This is a genomic window from Arthrobacter sp. 05T47 (assembly GCF_056395825.1).
This window is the reverse complement of sequence record NZ_JBFTKG010000051.1, coordinates 1-16,902: the sequence shown is the minus strand read 5'-3', so window position 1 is coordinate 16,902 and position 16,902 is coordinate 1. Positions and strand designations below refer to the sequence as shown.

15 protein-coding genes are annotated in these 16,902 nt (G+C 68.0%); 6 read left to right on the top strand and 9 right to left on the bottom strand.

What is annotated here, in order from left to right; translation table 11 throughout:
• The 5 genes from AC1DEY_RS21320 to AC1DEY_RS21300 form a co-directional block, all read right to left on the bottom strand.
• Positions 1 to 825: diacylglycerol/lipid kinase family protein (locus AC1DEY_RS21320; RefSeq protein WP_476869730.1), on the bottom strand; the 825-nt coding region annotated here is incomplete at its 3' end.
• Between the two features lie 170 nt (positions 826 to 995).
• A complete protein-coding gene (locus AC1DEY_RS21315) occupies positions 996 to 1,331 on the bottom strand; it encodes a cupin domain-containing protein (protein ID WP_441410024.1) in 336 nt (111 codons plus the stop codon).
• Between the two features lie 60 nt (positions 1,332 to 1,391).
• A complete protein-coding gene (locus tag AC1DEY_RS21310) occupies positions 1,392 to 1,709 on the bottom strand; it encodes an acylphosphatase (protein WP_476869729.1) in 318 nt (105 codons plus the stop codon).
• A 335-nt stretch (positions 1,710 to 2,044) separates the two neighbouring features.
• The gene (locus AC1DEY_RS21305) at positions 2,045 to 2,425 is read right to left on the bottom strand and encodes a hypothetical protein (protein ID WP_476869728.1); all 381 of its coding nucleotides are present in this window, start codon (positions 2,423 to 2,425) and stop codon (positions 2,045 to 2,047) included.
• Positions 2,426 to 3,014: 589 nt separating this feature from the next.
• On the bottom strand, positions 3,015 to 3,761 hold the full coding sequence (locus tag AC1DEY_RS21300) for a hypothetical protein (protein ID WP_476869727.1): 747 nt from the start codon (positions 3,759 to 3,761) through the stop codon (positions 3,015 to 3,017).
• A gap of 200 nt (positions 3,762 to 3,961) precedes the next feature.
• Here AC1DEY_RS21300 and AC1DEY_RS21295 point away from each other — a divergent pair, with 200 nt between their 5' ends.
• Complete coding sequence (locus AC1DEY_RS21295) at positions 3,962 to 5,215, top strand: mechanosensitive ion channel family protein (protein ID WP_476869726.1); 1,254 nt, start codon at positions 3,962 to 3,964, stop codon at positions 5,213 to 5,215.
• A 135-nt stretch (positions 5,216 to 5,350) separates the two neighbouring features.
• Positions 5,351 to 7,195: an alpha-glucosidase gene (locus AC1DEY_RS21290; protein ID WP_476869725.1), complete on the top strand. Its 1,845-nt coding sequence runs from the start codon at positions 5,351 to 5,353 to the stop codon at positions 7,193 to 7,195.
• Positions 7,196 to 7,511: 316 nt separating this feature from the next.
• On the opposite strand, the gene AC1DEY_RS21285 is transcribed toward AC1DEY_RS21290, so the two are convergent.
• Together AC1DEY_RS21285 and AC1DEY_RS21280 are read right to left on the bottom strand one after the other, a co-directional pair.
• Positions 7,512 to 8,309, bottom strand: a complete 798-nt coding sequence (locus tag AC1DEY_RS21285) for an alpha/beta fold hydrolase (protein WP_476869724.1) — start codon at positions 8,307 to 8,309, stop codon at positions 7,512 to 7,514.
• 143 nt (positions 8,310 to 8,452) lie between these two features.
• Complete coding sequence (locus AC1DEY_RS21280) at positions 8,453 to 9,352, bottom strand: pullulanase X25 domain-containing protein (protein WP_476869723.1); 900 nt, start codon at positions 9,350 to 9,352, stop codon at positions 8,453 to 8,455.
• Positions 9,353 to 9,649: 297 nt separating this feature from the next.
• Between AC1DEY_RS21280 and AC1DEY_RS21275 the strand changes: the two genes are divergently transcribed.
• The gene (locus tag AC1DEY_RS21275; RefSeq protein ID WP_476869722.1) at positions 9,650 to 10,486 is read left to right on the top strand and encodes a CPBP family glutamic-type intramembrane protease; all 837 of its coding nucleotides are present in this window, start codon (positions 9,650 to 9,652) and stop codon (positions 10,484 to 10,486) included.
• Positions 10,487 to 10,495: 9 nt separating this feature from the next.
• A complete protein-coding gene (locus tag AC1DEY_RS21270) occupies positions 10,496 to 11,113 on the top strand; it encodes a hypothetical protein (protein WP_476869721.1) in 618 nt (205 codons plus the stop codon).
• Between the two features lie 65 nt (positions 11,114 to 11,178).
• Here AC1DEY_RS21270 and AC1DEY_RS21265 read toward each other — a convergent pair whose 3' ends face one another.
• Complete coding sequence (locus AC1DEY_RS21265) at positions 11,179 to 12,915, bottom strand: SulP family inorganic anion transporter (RefSeq protein WP_476869720.1); 1,737 nt, start codon at positions 12,913 to 12,915, stop codon at positions 11,179 to 11,181.
• Between the two features lie 186 nt (positions 12,916 to 13,101).
• Between AC1DEY_RS21265 and AC1DEY_RS21260 the strand changes: the two genes are divergently transcribed.
• Positions 13,102 to 14,076, top strand: coding sequence for an aldo/keto reductase (locus AC1DEY_RS21260; RefSeq protein ID WP_476869719.1), 975 nt, complete (start codon positions 13,102 to 13,104; stop codon positions 14,074 to 14,076).
• Between the two features lie 71 nt (positions 14,077 to 14,147).
• Here the strand turns inward: AC1DEY_RS21260 and AC1DEY_RS21255 are convergent, their stop codons facing one another.
• Positions 14,148 to 15,212, bottom strand: coding sequence for an adenosine deaminase (locus AC1DEY_RS21255; protein ID WP_476869718.1), 1,065 nt, complete (start codon positions 15,210 to 15,212; stop codon positions 14,148 to 14,150).
• A 45-nt stretch (positions 15,213 to 15,257) separates the two neighbouring features.
• Here AC1DEY_RS21255 and AC1DEY_RS21250 point away from each other — a divergent pair.
• Positions 15,258 to 16,902, top strand: a 1,645-nt coding sequence (locus AC1DEY_RS21250; protein WP_476869717.1) for an excinuclease ABC subunit UvrA, incomplete at its 3' end; no start/stop codon positions are given.

Here is a 16,902-nt window from a genome sequence, read left to right as displayed (position 1 = left end):
GCTCTGCACCACCTCGGCGTACACCCCGAACGATGAGTTGTTGACGAACGTGCGGCCGTTGATCTTGCCGAGGTCGACGTGCAGCTCCACCCCGTCCTTGAGGGCCTCCAGGCAGCCGCTCGGGTCCTCCCGGTCCAGCCCGAGATCCAGGGCGAAGTGGTTGCGGGTGCCGGCGCTGATCACCAGGAACGGCAGATTGTGCTCGGCGGCGATGCCCGCCACCAGTGCCTGGGTTCCGTCACCACCGGCGACGCCGAGCAGATCGGCCCCGCGCTCCACGGCCTGCCGGGCCAACGCATCCACATCCACCGGCCCCGGCCCCTCAAGAAGGGCCACCTCGGCTCCGAGTTCCTCCGCCTTGCGCTGGAGGTCGAACTTCACCACCTTGCCCCCGCCGGACCGCGGATTCATCACCAGGAAGGCGTGCTCCCAGGTGGGAGCGGGGTGCTCCTTCATTGCCTTGCCCTCCCCTGGTTCCCTGAGGGCGGCGCGGGCACAGACCAATGCAACAAACACCAGTGCAAGGGAGATGATCACTTCCCGGAGCAGGCTGGCTTGGATGTACAGGAYYACCACCACAAGTGGGGCCAGGACCGCCAGCGCCAGGGCGCACCAGCGCAGAAAACCGCGGCTGATGAGGAACCAGTAGATCGCCGCCACGGACACCAACACGGCGCCGAGACCGGTCACCACCAGCGCAACAGTGCCGGCGAACCCGGCAGCCACCAAGGGAACGGCCACCGCGAGGACGACGGCGGCGTAGGCCCCCCTCGCCCACCACCGTCGGGTTTCCGGAACCTCTTCCAGGGAAGGCACGGCCTTCATCTCGCACCCCCGATCTGCARYACGACGACGGCGGCCCACCCGGCCGCTGCCGCGCGCTCCCTTTCRCGCTTRGCGCGCAAATGCCCGGGCTCCCTGGCCTTCCTGGAATTCACTTTCGGCCTCTCCTTCGCCTCGTCGAATGGCTGCGGGCCACCCGGAATCGGGCCGGTTCAGGTCTTGATCTTGGCCACCGTCATGAGGATCGCCGAGTCTTCCTCGGCCTCCAGGCTGTGCAGCCCGTCCGGCACGATCAGCAGATCGCCGGTTTTGCCCTGCCACGATTCGTTGCCTGCCCGCAGGCGCACACAGCCGCGRAGCACRAACACGGTCGCCTCGCCGGGGTTCTGGTGCTCGCTCAGCTGYGTKCCGGCCTTGAACGCCATGACGGTCTGGCGCAGAACTTTCTCGTGCCCGCCGAACACCGTGTCCGCGGCCCGTCCGCTCCCTGCCGCAAGGGCAGCCGCGACCTGCTGCCTGGCTAAGGCATCGATCGATATTTTCTGCATGGGCACACGCTACTCGCCTCGCGCCGCGCTGCCGAGGGTCCTTCGCCCCGAACCCGGGACCTAGTACGCCACGTCGAATCCGGCGAACTCCCCGGTCGCGGCCGAGACGGACTCTTCGACGTGCTCCACCCGGCCCGGTGCCTCCGGCGAGCGCAACCAGCGCCGCAACTCCAGCACCACGGACTGCGGCCCCTCGGCCACGATGCCCACGGAGCCGTCGACGTTGTTCCTGACAGTGCCGCTGAGCCCCAGCTCCTCCGCCTTCCGGACTGTCCAGTACCGGAAGCCCACAGCCTGGACCACCCCGGACACCCGCGCGTTCAGCCGCACGGATTCGCCGGAATCGGCCGGAAACTGCGCGGGGCGTTTCTCCGTCATGCTCCCAATGTAGCGCCCGCGGGGCGTCCTAGTTCTTAGTCATACAGGGTTTAGTCCTACCCGGTTCAGTCATGCAGGCTCAGGCATCCGGGCGCAGTCTGACCGCCCAGTCTGACCGCCCAGACACAAAGGGACTTTTGGCTCTTTCGAGCCCCCGTCGAGCGCGAAAAGCTGTTTTTTGCACTGCATCAGCTTGTCGAAGATCCGGCAACCGCACAGCGGCAATTCACCACCACCACCGGCACCTGCCCGCCGTCTAGCGCGAATCCAGTTCGTCAGCCCGCTGAGTTGCCGGCCGCCATTGCGCCGCCCAGCCGGRGCCCGCCCGCCCGCATCTACTTCGCCGGCTCCGTCRCGGCGCCCGTGCTYGAATCCTTGGCGGCCGGACGGAGCGASGTGATCATCCGCCGGACGTCCTGGTACTCCGCCGTGCTGGCATAGAGYTTCGCCTTCTCCARATACGGCAGCCCAGGGTCYCCCGGCGTCGTGTTGTTCGCCGGATCATAGGTCTGGCCGAACAGCGCGCCGCTGGGCGGCCAGAGGAAGAGCTGGAACATCGGGCACGACACCGGTTCGGTCACCTCCGGCATCATGGTGATGCCATACGACGCGTACGTGGGCGGCGACGCYTTCGCCGCCGTGACGTCCCCGCGGCCYTCGAAGACGTAGCGCGGCACATTCTGGTCCGCCGCGCCGGGTTCGGCGAGCGCCTGCATCGGCTCSGAATCGATGAGYATGTACGGCTGTTGGTCRCCACATTCGGCSCCAGTAACCACATTGGTGCGCAGCGCGGCCATCTGCTTCCCGGCGGCGTTCACCACGTCCACGAACTYCCCGCCCAGCGGCGCCTCCCCRGCCGGGTCMCGGATCACCCACGCGGCCGGATAGTCGAAACTCAGCGTCCCGTCCGAYGTCGTRAACGTCTTCCAGRCGGACGACGACGGCGCCCCCGACGGCGGTGAGGTTGCCGGCGTCGTGGTCCCCGGCGCTGTTCCCGGCGTGGATTCCGTCGCCGTTTCCGAGGCGGCCCCCGGAGACGCGGTCCCGTGTGTTCCCTGCGTTCCGGGCTGGGTTCCCGGAGCCGGGGCTCCGGACGTTGCGCCCGGTGACGCCGCGGCGCCGGATGTCGCAAGCGGACCCGCCGGCGAGCCGCAACCGGCCAGCAACAGGGTTGGGAACATCAGGGCCGCCAGGACCAGCGCCGGAACGAGCGGTCGCACAGGTGCCGCGGGTCGCCCCCTCATACGCACCGCCTCGCCCCCGGCGCCGCGTTCCTGCCGCTGCTTCACCATCAGCCCGGGCGCCCTACTGCCCGGCCGGACGCAGCGAGGTGATCATCTTCCTGATGTCCTTGTACTCGGAGGTCTCCAGGTACGCCTCGGGAGTGTCGATATTGGGCTCGTTGCCGGGCGTGGCGTCAAGGGGGTTGTAGACGCCTCCGAACGACGCTCCACTGGGCGGCCAGGTGAAGAATTGGAAGATCGGGCAGGCATCGGGCCCCGACGGTTTAGGCGCCGAACTGATGCCGTAAGCCATGACGTTGGCCTTGGTGGGGTCCTTCTCCGCCGGGTACAGCCGCAACTCAAAGATGAAGTGCGGCGTGACCCCCTGCTGGACCAGGGCCGGAACGGGCACCAGGTCAAACACGGAGTASGGGATYCGCTGCGGGCATTCCGCGCCGGTGRCCACGTTGGTCCGCAGYGTGGCCACTGACTTGCCGGCCGCGGTGAGGACCTCCACGAACACCSCGCCGGGAGTGGTCTCGGCGCCGCGGTCCTTGACGGTCCACTCGGCCGGGTGGTCGAACTGCAGTTTCCCGTCCGCGGTGGTGAAGATCTGCCAGTCCGCCGCCGTCGGTGCGGGCGTGGCCGGCGAGGACGGCGCCTCGGTCGGGGCGGCATCGCYGYTGCCCGGCGCGGACGTCAGCGGAGGGACGGAGGGAATCGCCGGCGACGTCGGAGCCGGGGTCGCGGGCGCGCCGCAGGCGCCAAGCAGTRCCGCAACCAAGAAACCGGCCGATACTGCCGAGCCGATCACGCTGAATCGACGCATGTCACCCTCCCCCCGGGATTCAAGTGGTCCGACCAATCTARAACGTCAGGGGTGACAAACAAGTGCCAAAGGTCCCGGSGCRGGGRCGGGCCTTCCCGGGGCGGAGGCGGGCCTTGCCGCCGTCCGCAGCGGCGTGACCGGACCCACGTTGACATCCCRGCGATTTCAATTGCCTCCGGAAGCTTGCTAGAGCTTAAACAATGCAAGAGTTCCTGACACAAGCAATGCCGTTCCTGGCCATGGCCCTCGCCGCGGTTGCCGGACTCGTCCTGTCCTGGCTGGTGCGCAAGATTGTGCTCCGGCTCAACCGCAGCAAACCCGAACTGCGCGAGACATCCCGCGTGGCCCGGATGCCGTTGCGGCTGTCRCTGTGCCTGATCGCCGTCCGSATCGCACTGGCCACCGCCACCGGGGACCTCGAATGGCGCCACGGCCTGGACCACTTGCTGCTGATTGCGCTCATTGCTTCSCTGGCCTGGCTCGCCATYGCCATGCTGCTGATCGTCGAGGCGATGGTCCTGACCCGGTACCGGGTGGATGTCGCGGACAACCGCCGCGCCCGGCGGCTGCGCACCCAGGTGATCCTGGCCCGGCGGATCGGCGTCGCCCTGATCGTGGTGGTGGCCCTGGGCAGCATGATGCTCACGTTCCCGGCGATCCAGGCCCTCGGCGCMGGGCTCCTGGCCTCGGCCGGCGTGATCTCGATCGTCGCCGGCCTCGCCGCGCAGACCTCGCTGGTCAACGTCTTCGCCGGCATMCAGCTCGCCTTCACGGACGCCATCCGGGTGGATGACGTGGTGGTGGTCCAGAAGGAATGGGGCCGGATCGAGGAGATCACCCTGACCTACGTGGTGGTCCACATCTGGGAYGACCGCCGGCTGATCCTGCCCTCGACCTACTTCACCACCACSCCGTTCGAGAACTGGACCCGGCGGCAGTCCGAGGTCATGGGCACGGTGGAGTTCGACCTCGACTGGCGSGCYCCGGTCGAGGCGATGCGCGCCGAACTGAAAACGGTCCTGGCCGAGACGCCGTTGTGGGACAAGCGCGTGGGAATCCTGCAGATCACTGACGCCACCGCCGGCTTTGTCCGGGTGCGCATCCTGGTCAGCGCCGCGGACAGCGCCGCCCTGTTCGACCTCCGCTGCCTGATCCGCGAGGAACTGGTGCTGTTCCTGCAGCAGGACCACCCGACCGCACTCCCCCACATTCGCCTCGAGTCCATGCCGTCGGCAGCGCCGGGATCCACTGGATCCGCCGCGTCCGACGCCGTCACGGGGTCCCAGCGGTCGGTCAAGGATGGCGCGACGGYCGAGCACCACCGGCACGCCGACCCSCAGGACTCCCAGCTGTTCACCGGGTCCATCGAGGCGATCCAGCGGTCCAAGGCCTTCTCGGGTCCCGGCGAGGACGTCTTCGAGGACCGCGACAACGCCGTGGCCTCGCAGAACTGAGCTTTCACCCAACAGCATCACCCAACGGCAGGGCCGGGCAGGGTCTTCCCAGCCCTCCCCAACTGGTCAATAATCAGACGTTGGCGGGTCAGCAACGCGCTGCCCCGATCTGACGGACCAGCTGAGGAGTCCCCCATGACGGTCGAACAAGCACCCGCGGAAACACCCAAGGCCACTGCGAGCGACTGGTTCCAACGCGCCGTCGTCTATCAGATCTATCCGCGCAGCTTCGCCGACTCCAACGGCGACGGCATCGGCGACCTCCGCGGCATCATCAGCAAGCTGGACTACCTGCAGAAGCTGGGGGTCGACGTCGTCTGGCTCTCCCCGATCTAYACCTCGCCGCAGGATGACAACGGCTATGACATCAGCGACTACCGCAATGTCGATCCGCTCTTCGGCACACTTGAGGAGCTCCGCGAACTGACCGACGGGCTCCRCGCGCGCGGCATGAAGCTGGTGATGGACCTGGTGGTCAACCACACCTCGGACGAGCACCCCTGGTTCGTGGAATCCCGGTCCTCGAAGGACAACCCGAAGCGCGACTGGTACTGGTGGCGGCARCCSCRGGAGGTCGACGCCGGCGCCGGGGCCCAGGGSCGCACGGCCGCGGAGCCGAACAACTGGGGCTCGGCGTTCTCCGGCCCCGCGTGGGAGTTCGACGAGGCRTCCGGGGAGTACTACCTCCAYATCTTYTCGAAGAAGCAGCCGGACCTGAACTGGGAGAACCMCGAGGTCCGGGCGGCGGTCTACGAGATGATGAACTGGTGGCTGGACCGSGGCGTGGACGGCTTCCGGATGGATGTCATCAACTTCATCTCCAAGGACACCTCGCTGCCGGACGGRCCMGTYGCCGACGGCAAGCTCTTTGGCGACGGCACSCCGTTYTAYATCGACGGCCCGCGCATGCACGAGTTYCTGCAGGAGATGCACCGSGAAGTCTTCGCCGGCCGCRMCGGTGAACTGCTCACGGTCGGCGAAATGCCCGGCGTGACCGTGGAGGACGCSATCCTGTACACCGACCCCGCCCGGGCGGAGGTGGACATGGTGTTCCAGTTCGAGCACGTGGCCCTGGACCAGGAGGACGGCGACAAGTGGCGGCCCAAGAAGCTCCTGCTCACCGAGCTGAAGCAGACCCTGGGCCGCTGGCAGGAMGGCCTGGCCGAGACCGGCTGGAACAGCCTGTACTGGGGCAACCACGATCAGGCCCGCGCCGTGTCCCGGTTCGGCGACGACGGGAAGTACCGGGAGCTGTCCGCCAAGATGCTGGCCGGGATCCTGCATCTGCACCGGGGCACGCCCTACGTCTACCAGGGCGAAGAACTCGGCATGACCAACATGACGTTCGGCGCGATCAGCGACTACCGCGACATCGAGGTCCTCAACCACCATCGCGAAGCCACCACGCACCTCGGGCACACCGACGCCGAAGTCCTCGCCGCGCTCGCGCCGCTGAACCGGGACAATGCACGCACCCCGGTTCAATGGGACGCCTCCCGGCACGCCGGCTTCACCACCGGGGCTCCCTGGATCGCGGTGAACCCGAACGCCAAYCACATCAACGCCGCCGCCCAGGTGGATGATCCGGACTCGGTCTTCAGCTTCTACCGCAAGGTGATAGCCCTGCGGCATKCCGAGCCGGTGGTCTCGCACGGGACCTTCACCATGCTGCTGTCGGATGACCCGCACGTCTACGCGTTCACCCGGGCACTGGCGGATTCCGCCGGCGCCCCCGCGGACGGCACTGCGACTGCGGAGTTGCTGGTGGTGGGCAACTTCTCCGGTGACGAACGCGGCGTCGAGCTCGGCGCTCAGCGCTGGGATGACTCAGAGCTGGTGTTGGGCAACTACCCGTCCGACGGCGGTACGTCCGGCGGCGGTACGTCCGACGCCGGTTCAGGCGCGGCTGCCGTMCAGGGCGGCGCGATCCGGCTGCGGCCSTGGGAACTGCGGGTCTTGCGCCGGCGCAGCGGCGCCTGATCGTCRTAGCCGGAACGCCAGCCACGAAATCGCCGGCCCAGAAAGGAAGCCAGTTATGACCATTCCCCCACCCGCCGAACCCGACCCGTTTCCGCCGGAACCGGGCCCCACCACGCCGCCGCCCGAGCCCGGGGACCCGTTCCCGCCCGAGCCCGGCCCGGTCACGCCGCCGCCGGTTCCGGGGCCAGATCCGGTGCCCGGTCCCGCGCCCACGCCGTCRCCGGCTCCGGGTCCGTTCCCGACGCCCAATCCCCTCCCGATTCCGGACCCCGGCCCGKTGCCCCCGCGGCCGGACCCGACCCGKTTCTAGCGGGCGTCAGCCGCCGGTGACGCCGTGAAGGAACCGGCGGACCTGGGCGTTGAAGGCCTCCGGCGCTTCGACGGCGGCCATGTGTCCGACGTCGGGAATCAGCACGAGCGTSGAGCCCGGTATCTGGCGGTKCATCTCGCGGGCCACGCTCAGCGGTGAGCGGACGTCCGCCGTGCCGTACAGCAGYAGGGTGGGCACMGCGATGCCCGGCAGGACATCGCGRTAGTCGGCATGGGCGTTCGCGTGCAAGAGTGCCCGCATGCCGCTGGGATGGAAGTCGGCCATGATGGCGCTGGTTTCYTGGACGKCCGCGGGATCAGCRCGGTCCGTGAACAACGTGGGAATCCACACGGGGATGAATTGTTCCGGCGGCTGCTCGAGTTCGGCCAGCACCTGCGCGTAGCGGCGCTCCACTTCYTCGGGCGGCAGGGATCCCGCCCAGCCGGCATACGCCGAGACCAGCAGCARSGACGCCGGSACYGMCGGGTAGGTCCGGTAGAACTCCAGGGCAATCCCGGAGCCCATGGACAGCCCGAGGAGGTGCGGGGCGCCCGGCACSGCTTCCCGCAGGAATCCGGCCAGGGCGCCGGCCAAGTCCTCGCCGGTGAAGTCCGGCGGYGGATCGTCCGAGCCGCCGCACCCGGGCGCGTCCCAGGCGAAGACAGTGAATTCATCCGACAGCCCGTCGARCTGCCGSCGCCAGATCCGGCTGTCCTCGTAGGCGCCGTGCAGCAGGACCAGCGGAGGACCCTGGCCCGCCCGCTGATACCGGATGCGCAGGCCCGCAACCTCGACCGTATCCATGAGGCAATGCTAGGTGGGTCCGGCGTCCCCGGGCAGGCTCAGGACGCGCAAATCYGCCCGCGACRCGCAAATGACCCTGCGACACCGGAATTCGGGTGTCGCAGGGTCATTTGCGTGTCGGCAGGATGTTTGGGTGTCGGYGCCTACGGCAGGACGATGTCCCGCGTGCGGTGATCGTACTGGATGACCAGGAGGCCGCCGCCGTGGTGCACTTCGTGGTTGGGGCCGTCGAAGACGCCGAACGCACCGTAGTTCTCGTCCCACGAGCGGTTCAGGGCGATCTTGAAGGTGTAGAAGCCRGCCGGAACGTCCGCGGCGATCTTCCAGAGCTGGTCCACCTGGTCCAGTTCCATCTGGGCTTCGTCATACTGCGGCGCCCAGTTGGCGGGCGCRCCGATCAGGACGTTGAAGTCACCGGCAACCGCGACGGCTTCCGGCTGTTCGATGGTTTCGACGCTGACRGCCGGTGCCACCGGGGCTTCTGCCTCTGTTTCAGGCGTGGCCTTGGCGGCGGGCTTGCGCTTCCGCACGGCCTTGGCCACCGGGGCCACGGCCTCCTCGACGAGCTTGGCGGCCTTGCCGGCAACCTTGGACGTCTTCGACGGCGCTTCGTCGGCCTTTGCGTCGGCCTTGGCCGGCTTTGCTGCCTTCTCTGCCTTTACGGGCTTTTCTGCGGGAGCAGACGGCAGCGGCGTGCCGGCCGGAACCGCAGTGCCGGCGTCGAGCGCAGAGCTGAAGGTGGCAGGCTCGGCGAAAGCAACCGTGGCGCGCTGGCCGTCGTCGGTGATTGACCAGCCGGAGCGTCCCTTGACCAGCCAGCCGGCCTTGACCAGCTTTCCCGTGGCCGTGGTCAGCGTCTTGTGGCCGCGGGGAATGCCGCCGCTGAGCAGTTCACTCTCGTGGTCGTTGAGGGGCACCCGTGCGATTGCCTCGCCCAGTACGGCTCCGGCGTTCAGCTTCTCGCCAGTCCAAACCTCCTCTGCGAGGACATCCAGCACGGCCTTAAGCCGAAGGTTGGTGTTTTCCGCGGTGTTCGCGCCCATGGGTCTCCTTTAGAAGCAATTGATCCACCTGCATTTTGCCAAGGAAAGGTGAGATTTTGCGAGTGGATTTCGTTAACTCTATGTGTCGTGACCCACTATGACAGGGCCCACCGGGGTGAACGAGGGTCCAACTCACCGCTACCCGCGAGTAGAAAACAAACGCGGGGTCACTTGCAGCCCATCAAAAAGGCCGGGGCCGGCCGTAAGTGACTCCGCGTTGGTTTCGGGGAGTGCTGGATCGGGGACGGCCGTAGGCGGACAATGGGCCGCATACGTCCCTGTTGCCCAGGAGACTTCATGGCCCGTTTCAGAATCTGGCTGCAGCGTCACCGCCTCCCGGCGTTCTTTGTCCTGGCCTTCGCGATTTCCTGGTGCTCCTGGCCACTCTATGCGGCCGGACTCATGCCGCAGTTCGAGTTCCTGCCGATCGGTCCGCTCGCGGCGGCGCTGATCATCATTGGGCTCGCCGAGGGCAGAGCCGGCTACCGGGCCTGGGGCCGGCGGCTGGTCCGGTGGCGGGTGGGCTGGGTCTGGTACGCCGTGGCCCTCCTCCTCCCGGCCGCGATGGCGCTGCTCACCGGATTAATTAATATGGCCCTCGGCGCCCCTGCACCGGGGYTGGCCGASGTGACCTGGTCCGGGCTCCTGGCCGTCTTTGCCGTGCGCCTGGTCAATCCGCTGGATGGACCGCTGGGAGAGGAGCCCGGGTTCCGCGGGYATGCCGYGCCCCTGCTGCAGGCCAGGTGGACTCCGTTGCGGTCCGCGGCCCTSCTTGGCKTTATGGTGTCCCTCTGGCACCTGCCGCTGGTCGTGTTCGGGCAGCTCAGCCYGATCGGGYTGCCCACCACCTTCGYCATCACYTTCCTCTACGTSTGGCTGTTCAACCGCACCGGCGGCAGCGTGCTGCTCACGTACCTCTTCCACAACGCCCAGGGCACGTTCACGGTGGGTTCTTTCGGCTTCACCGGTGCCGACGCCGACCGGGCGGAACTGATCTACTTCGCCGTCGTGGTCCTTGCCGTCCTCACCACCGTTCTCCTGGACCGGGCCGCCTGGCGCACGGCGCCTGCCTCCGCCATCGACTCGGTGCAGCTCCCTTCCGGGGCATCCGGAACGGATCGAATCCACCGCTAAGGAGGAACCATGTCCTCACCCCTGCTGGCCCATGCCGGGCCCATTGCCCTGGCCGCCGGCCTGGCCTTCGCCGCTGAGGACCTCTGGCGCCTGCTCGCCGCCGACCACAGCCTCGAGCGCATCGAGATGATGCGCCAGACGCCGTTCCAGCTGGCCAACGCGTTCTATTTCGTGGTCTTCATCGGACTGATGCTCGCCCTGGTGTCCGTTTACATGAGGTACGCGGACAGCGCCGGCGTCCTCGGCGTCGTTGGGTTCTGCGCCGCCCTCGTCGGCACCATGGACATGGCCGGGAACATGTGGTTCGACGGGTTTGCCGGGCCGTGGATCGCCGAAACCGCGCCCGGTGCCATCCTCGCCGGCGGGTCCGGGATGCTGGTGATCGGCGCGCTCTCGAGCTACGTGCTGTTTGCGCTCGGCTGGATTATCTTCGGCATCGTCGGCTGGCGGACGCACATGTTCCCGGCGTGGACCGGTGCCGTGTTCGTGGTCGCCGGGGCCCTGGGCTTCAATGTGGGCCTGCCGCCGTACGGGATTCCAATCGGCCTGGCCATGGCCGCCCTGGGCTGGTGGATCACCCGCAGCGCCCGCACGCCGGCCGCGCAGCGCCAGGATGCGCGTTCGTAGGCTGCGTTCGGAGGCGCGTTCGTAGGCCCGTTCTACGCCCCAGGCCCGTCACGCCCGGGTAATGCTCAGTCCCCGGCGCTCCAATCCGCGCCGGTCTGGGCGGAATAGGCGGCCACAGCGGCGTCGATGGTGCGGTAGAAGTGCTGCGGCTCGATTTCGCGGGTCAGCTCGAATTTTTCCACCTTCGCCCGGACCCGGTGCTTGAGCTCCGCGAAGACCAGCGACGTGCCCTGCGCGTTCAACTCGCGGTCCAGGTCCAGCAGCATGTCCGCGGCGGTGGTGTCCACGTCCGTAATGGGTTCTGCCGCGATGAGGATCCACCGCGGACTGGGGTCGACCCGCGCCAGCCGCCGGATGTTGTCCCGGAAGGTGGTGGCATTAGCGAAGAAGATCGGCGCGTCGAACCGGTAGATCACCAGGCCGGGCAGGTGCTTCGCATCCGGGTGGACGTTGATGTCGTGGAACCCCTCGAGGCCCGGCACCCGCCCGATCACCGTCTGGTAAGGCCACCAAGACCGGCGGAACACGTTGAGGATGGACAGTCCCACCGCGATGCCGATGCCGGGCAGCACACCGAGGAGGACCACACCGAGGAAGGCCGCGAGCGACAGGCTGAACTCGGTCCTGCTCTGGCGGAAGAGGCGCACGGTGCCCGGAATGTCGGCGAGCGAGACGGACGCAGTGATCACGACGGCGGCCAGGGCMGGCTGGGGCAGGTTSCGGAACATCCCGGGCAGCAGCACGAGCATGAGGACGATCAGCAGGGCACCSGTCAGGCCCGTGAGCTGGGTCTTGGAGCCGGAACGTTCWGCCACGGCGGTCCGGGAGCCGCTGGTGCTCACCGGGAAGCCCTGGAAGAAGCCAGCGGCCAGGTTCGCGGCACCGATCCCGATCATCTCCTGGTTGCCGCGGATCTCCTGGCCGGAACGCGCGGCGAACGCCGTCGCCGTCGAAATCGTGTCCGTCAGCGAGACCAGCGCAATTCCCAGGGCGCCGGCAAACATCAGCCCGATGTCCTGCAGGGACACGTGCGGGATGGTGAACGGCGGGAAGCCCTGCGGGAGTTCCCCGACCAGGGAGACACCCTTGTCGGCGAGGCTGAAAACCGTGGTGGCCGCGATCGCGAGCACCACCATGACGAGTACTGCCGGGACCTTGGGCAGCCACCGTTGCAGTGCCAGGACCACCACGATTCCGCTGATGCCGACGGCGGCCGCGGCCGGCACGGTCTCACCGCTGGCCAACCCCTGCACGAAGCCGACAAGGTCACCGATGAAGTTGTCGCTGTCCACCTTGAACCCGAAGAGCTTGGGSAGCTGSCCGACCAGGATGGTSAGCGCCAGKCCGTTCATGTAGCCGATCATCGTRGGYTTRGAGATSAGRTCMGCGATGAAGCCGAGCTTGGCGACCGAGGCCAGGATCATGATGRCSCCGACCATRAGCCCGAGCATCGACGCGAGCGCCACYGCYTTCTGCGGGTCCCCGCCGGACGCGACCARSGGCAGGACCGTGGCCGCGATCATCGGGCCCAGTGAGGAGTCCGGCCCMAGGACGAGGATGCGGGACGGGCCGAAGACCGCGTAGGCGACCAGGCACAGGACGGTGGTGTACAGCCCGGTGATCGCMGGAAGTCCGGCCAGCTCKGCGTAGGCCATGCCCTGGGGAACGAGCAGCGTCGCCAGGACGATCCCGGAGATGATGTCCTTGCCGAGCCAGTCTTTTTGGTACGCGGCGGCGACGTCGAGTCCCGGCATCACCTGGCGCAGCGGGCCCTTGCGCCGCTGTCCGGTGGTGTTGGTCATATCTGCACTCTGCCGCGCGGCACACCCCGGCGCATCCCCCGGCAAGGGTGAGCCCGCGTTACATCGACCAGCCGTTGTGCCCCACGCCCGATAGGCCTAGAGTGGCGGTCTGCCAACTGCGAGCCGTCCCCCTGCACGAACAGGCCGGCGGCCGCCCCCCACTTTTCWGATTCAGGAGATATATCCATGGAATCCCGTACGCTCGGTTCGCTCACCGTCTCGGCYCTGGGTTTGGGCTGCATGGGAATGAGCGAGTTCTACGGCCAMAGCGATGAAAACGAGTCCATCGCCACCATTCAGGCCTTTCTCGACGCCGGCGGGAGCCTKCTCGACACCGCGGACATGTACGGCCCGTTCACGAACGAAGCGCTGGTGGGCCGGGCCATTGCCGGCCGGCGGGACRRCGYGGTCCTGGCCACCAAGTTCGGCAATGAACGCCGGGCCGACGGATCCTGGGTGCGCATCAATGGCTCCCCGGACTATGTACGCGCCGCGTGCGACGCAAGCCTGCAGCGGCTGGGCGTGGACCACATCGACTTGTACTACCAGCACCGGGTGGACAAGACCGTCCCCATCGAGGAAACCGTCGGAGCCATGGCTGAGCTGGTGCAGGCCGGCAAAGTCCGGCACCTTGGCCTGTCCGAGGCCAGCGCCGACACCATCCGCCGAGCCCACGCGGTGCACCCCATCACCGCGCTGCAGACCGAATACTCATTGTGGGAACGCGAGCCGGAGACCAAAGTTTTCCCGGTCCTGGCCGAGCTGGGCATCGGATTTGTCCCCTACAGCCCGCTGGGCCGAGGCTTCCTGACCGGCCAACTGCGCAGCCCGGATGACTTCGCGGCGGACGATTTCCGCCGGCACTCCCCGCGTTTCCAGGGGGAGAACTTTGCCCGCAATTTGCAGCTCGTGGACCGGGTCAAGGAGTTGGCGGAYGCTAAGGGCTGCACSCCKGGGCAGCTGGCCCTGGCCTGGCTGCTGGCCCAAGGCGAGCACATCGTTCCCATCCCGGGCACCAAGAAGCGCGACCGGCTGCGGGAGAACCTGGGCGCYGCCKACGTCGAACTCTCCSCCGRGGACCTCACCCGCCTGGAYGAACTCGCSCCAGCCGGGGTGGCAGCCGGRTCGCGTTATCCGAACATGGGCACGATCGACACCTAGCTCCGTTSCCCTGTCAGCTATGGTCCCYATCCGCCCGTTTTAGGGACCCTATCTGATAGGGCAACGCGGGGTTAGTGCCCTGACGCGGCCAGGTCTGCCAGCAGCTCGGCTTTGCGTTCCTCGCTGGCGAAGGATGAACGGATCGAGTTCGCGGCCATCCGCACGCAGTCGAACTCGGACAGGCCGATCACCGATTTGAGCTGCGCGAAGTTGTCGTCCACGTACCCGCCGAAATACGCGGGATCGTCCGAGTTCACGCTGACGTTCAGCCCCGCCGCGAGCATCGCCGGCAGCGGGTGCTCGGCCAGSGTGTCCACGGCCCGGAGCCTSACGTTGGACAGCGGGCACACGGTCAGCGGCAYGAGCTCGTCCACCAGCCGTTCCACCAGGTCMGGATCTTCCATGCAGCGGATGCCGTGGTCGATCCGCTCCACKTCGAGGATGTCCAGCGCATCGATGATGTACGACGGCGGGCCCTCCTCGCCGGCGTGCGCGATCCGGTGCAGCCCGGCTTCCTTGGCCCGGGCGAAGAGCCGCTCGAACTTCGCCGGCGGGTTGCCCACCTCGGCCGAGTCGAGCCCGATTCCGGCGATGGGGGCKTCCATCGCSAGCAGCTGCTCGAGCACCTCGAGGGCCGATTCCTCGGTGAGRTCGCGCAGGAAGGCCGCGATCAGGAGGGTGGAGATRCCGAACTCTTCACGGGATCCGGCCAGCACCGASGCCACGCCGTTGACGCACGTCTCCAGCGATACCCCGCGGGAGAGGTGGGCTTGCGGGTCCAGCATGATCTCGGCGTGCCTGACGCCGGCGAGCGCCGCCCGGGTCAGGTAGGCCCGGGTCATGTCCGCGAAGTCCTGCTCCGTCTGCAGCACAGCCATGTTGGCGTAGTACAGGTCCAGGAAGGACTGCAGGTCCGTGAACTCGTAGCGCGAGCGCAGCTCGTCCAGGTCCGCATAGGGCAGCTGGATCCCGTTGCGTTCCGCCAGCGCGAAGATCAGCTCCGGTTCCAGGGTTCCTTCAATATGCAGGTGCAGTTCCGCGACCGGGAGGGCGAGCGGTTCGCCGGCCTCGGGYGCTTCCGGTTCTTCTTCCGGCTCTGTCTCCGTAAGCCGAGTCTCGGCGTCGTTCGWTTCCATCCGGTAAGGATATGCCCGCCGGGCATCACCGATAGAGTCGAATCAATGCAAAGCAACCAGCATGCTTCCGATGTGCCGCAGCCGCCCCTTCCCGAAGYGGTTCCYGACGCGGTTCCCGAWSTGGTTCCTGATCTGGTTCCCGGCAGGCCGACGGACGGCTTTGTCCGGGTGCGCGGTGCCCGCGAGAACAACCTGCGCAATGTGGACGTGGACGTGCCCCGCGACGCGATCGTCGCCTTCACCGGCGTCTCCGGCTCGGGCAAGTCCTCGCTGGCCTTCGGCACCATCTATGCCGAGGCACAGCGCCGCTACTTCGAATCCGTAGCCCCCTACGCCCGCCGCCTCATCCAGCAGGGGCACAACCCCAAGGTGGAAATGATCACCGGGCTGCCGCCCGCCGTCGCGCTSCAGCAGCGCCGCGGGACACCGAGTTCGCGGTCCACSGTGGGCACCCTCACCACGCTGTCCAACTCGCTGCGCATGCTCTTCTCCCGCGCCGGCAGCTATCCGGAGGGAGCCGGCCCGCTGGACTCGGACGCGTTTTCCCCGAACACCGCCGCCGGCGCCTGCCCCGAATGCCACGGCCTGGGAATCGCGCACACCGTCACCGAGTCCTCSTTGGTCCCGGACACCTCGCTGAGCATCCGCGACGGCGCCATCGCCGCCTGGCCCGGCGCCTGGCAGGGCAAGAACCTGCGCGACATCCTCACCCACCTGGGCCACGACGTCGACACCCCCTGGCGGAAGCTGCCCAAAAAGGACCGCGACTGGATCCTGTTCACGGAGGAGCAGCCCGTKGTGGAAGTRACGCCCCAGCGCGACCGSGTCGCCAAGCCGTACAAAGGCCGGTTCTGGAGCGCCAAGAGCTACGTGCTGCATACGCTCGYCGATTCCAAGAGCACCACCATGCGCGAGAAGGTRCTGCGCTTCATGGAAACCGGCCCGTGCCCGGTCTGCCTCGGCAGCGGCCTCACGCCCGCCGCCCTCGCCGTCACCTTCGCCGGGCGCAGCATCGCCGAGCTCAACGCCGTCCCCCTGACGGAMCTGGCAGACATCATCCGCCCCACCACCGAGCTCACGAAGGCCGGAACCGCCTCACGCAAGCAGTCCTCCGGCGAGGGCAACGAGGTGGCCGTCGCCATCACGCGCGACCTCCTGCAGCGCGTCACSGTGCTGCTGGACCTCGGCCTGGGCTACCTCGCSCTGGGCCGGGCCACCCCCACGCTCTCCCCCGGCGAAATGCAGCGGCTCCGGATCGCCACCCAACTCCGCTCCGGCCTGTTCGGCGTGATCTACGTGCTGGATGAGCCCTCGGCCGGYCTGCATCCCGCCGACGCCGAGCCCCTACTGGCCGTCCTGGACCAGCTCAAGTCCTCGGGCAACTCGGTGTTCGTGGTGGARCACAACATGGACATCGTCCGCCGCGCGGACTGGCTCGTGGATGTGGGTCCCCGCGCCGGTGAAGGCGGCGGCGAAGTGCTCTACAGCGGGCCCGTGGCCGGCCTCGCCGACGTCGACTCCTCCGTCACCCGGCCGTTCCTGTTCCCGAACGGGTCACCTGGGGGCCCGCGCGCGGACGACGGCGGTGCGGACGACGGCGGTGCTCGCCGCGCCGCCGGCCGCGCCAACGCTGACGGCGGCGGTGCTGGCCGCGGCGGCAGCCGCCGGGAGGCCGCGGACTGGCTCGACC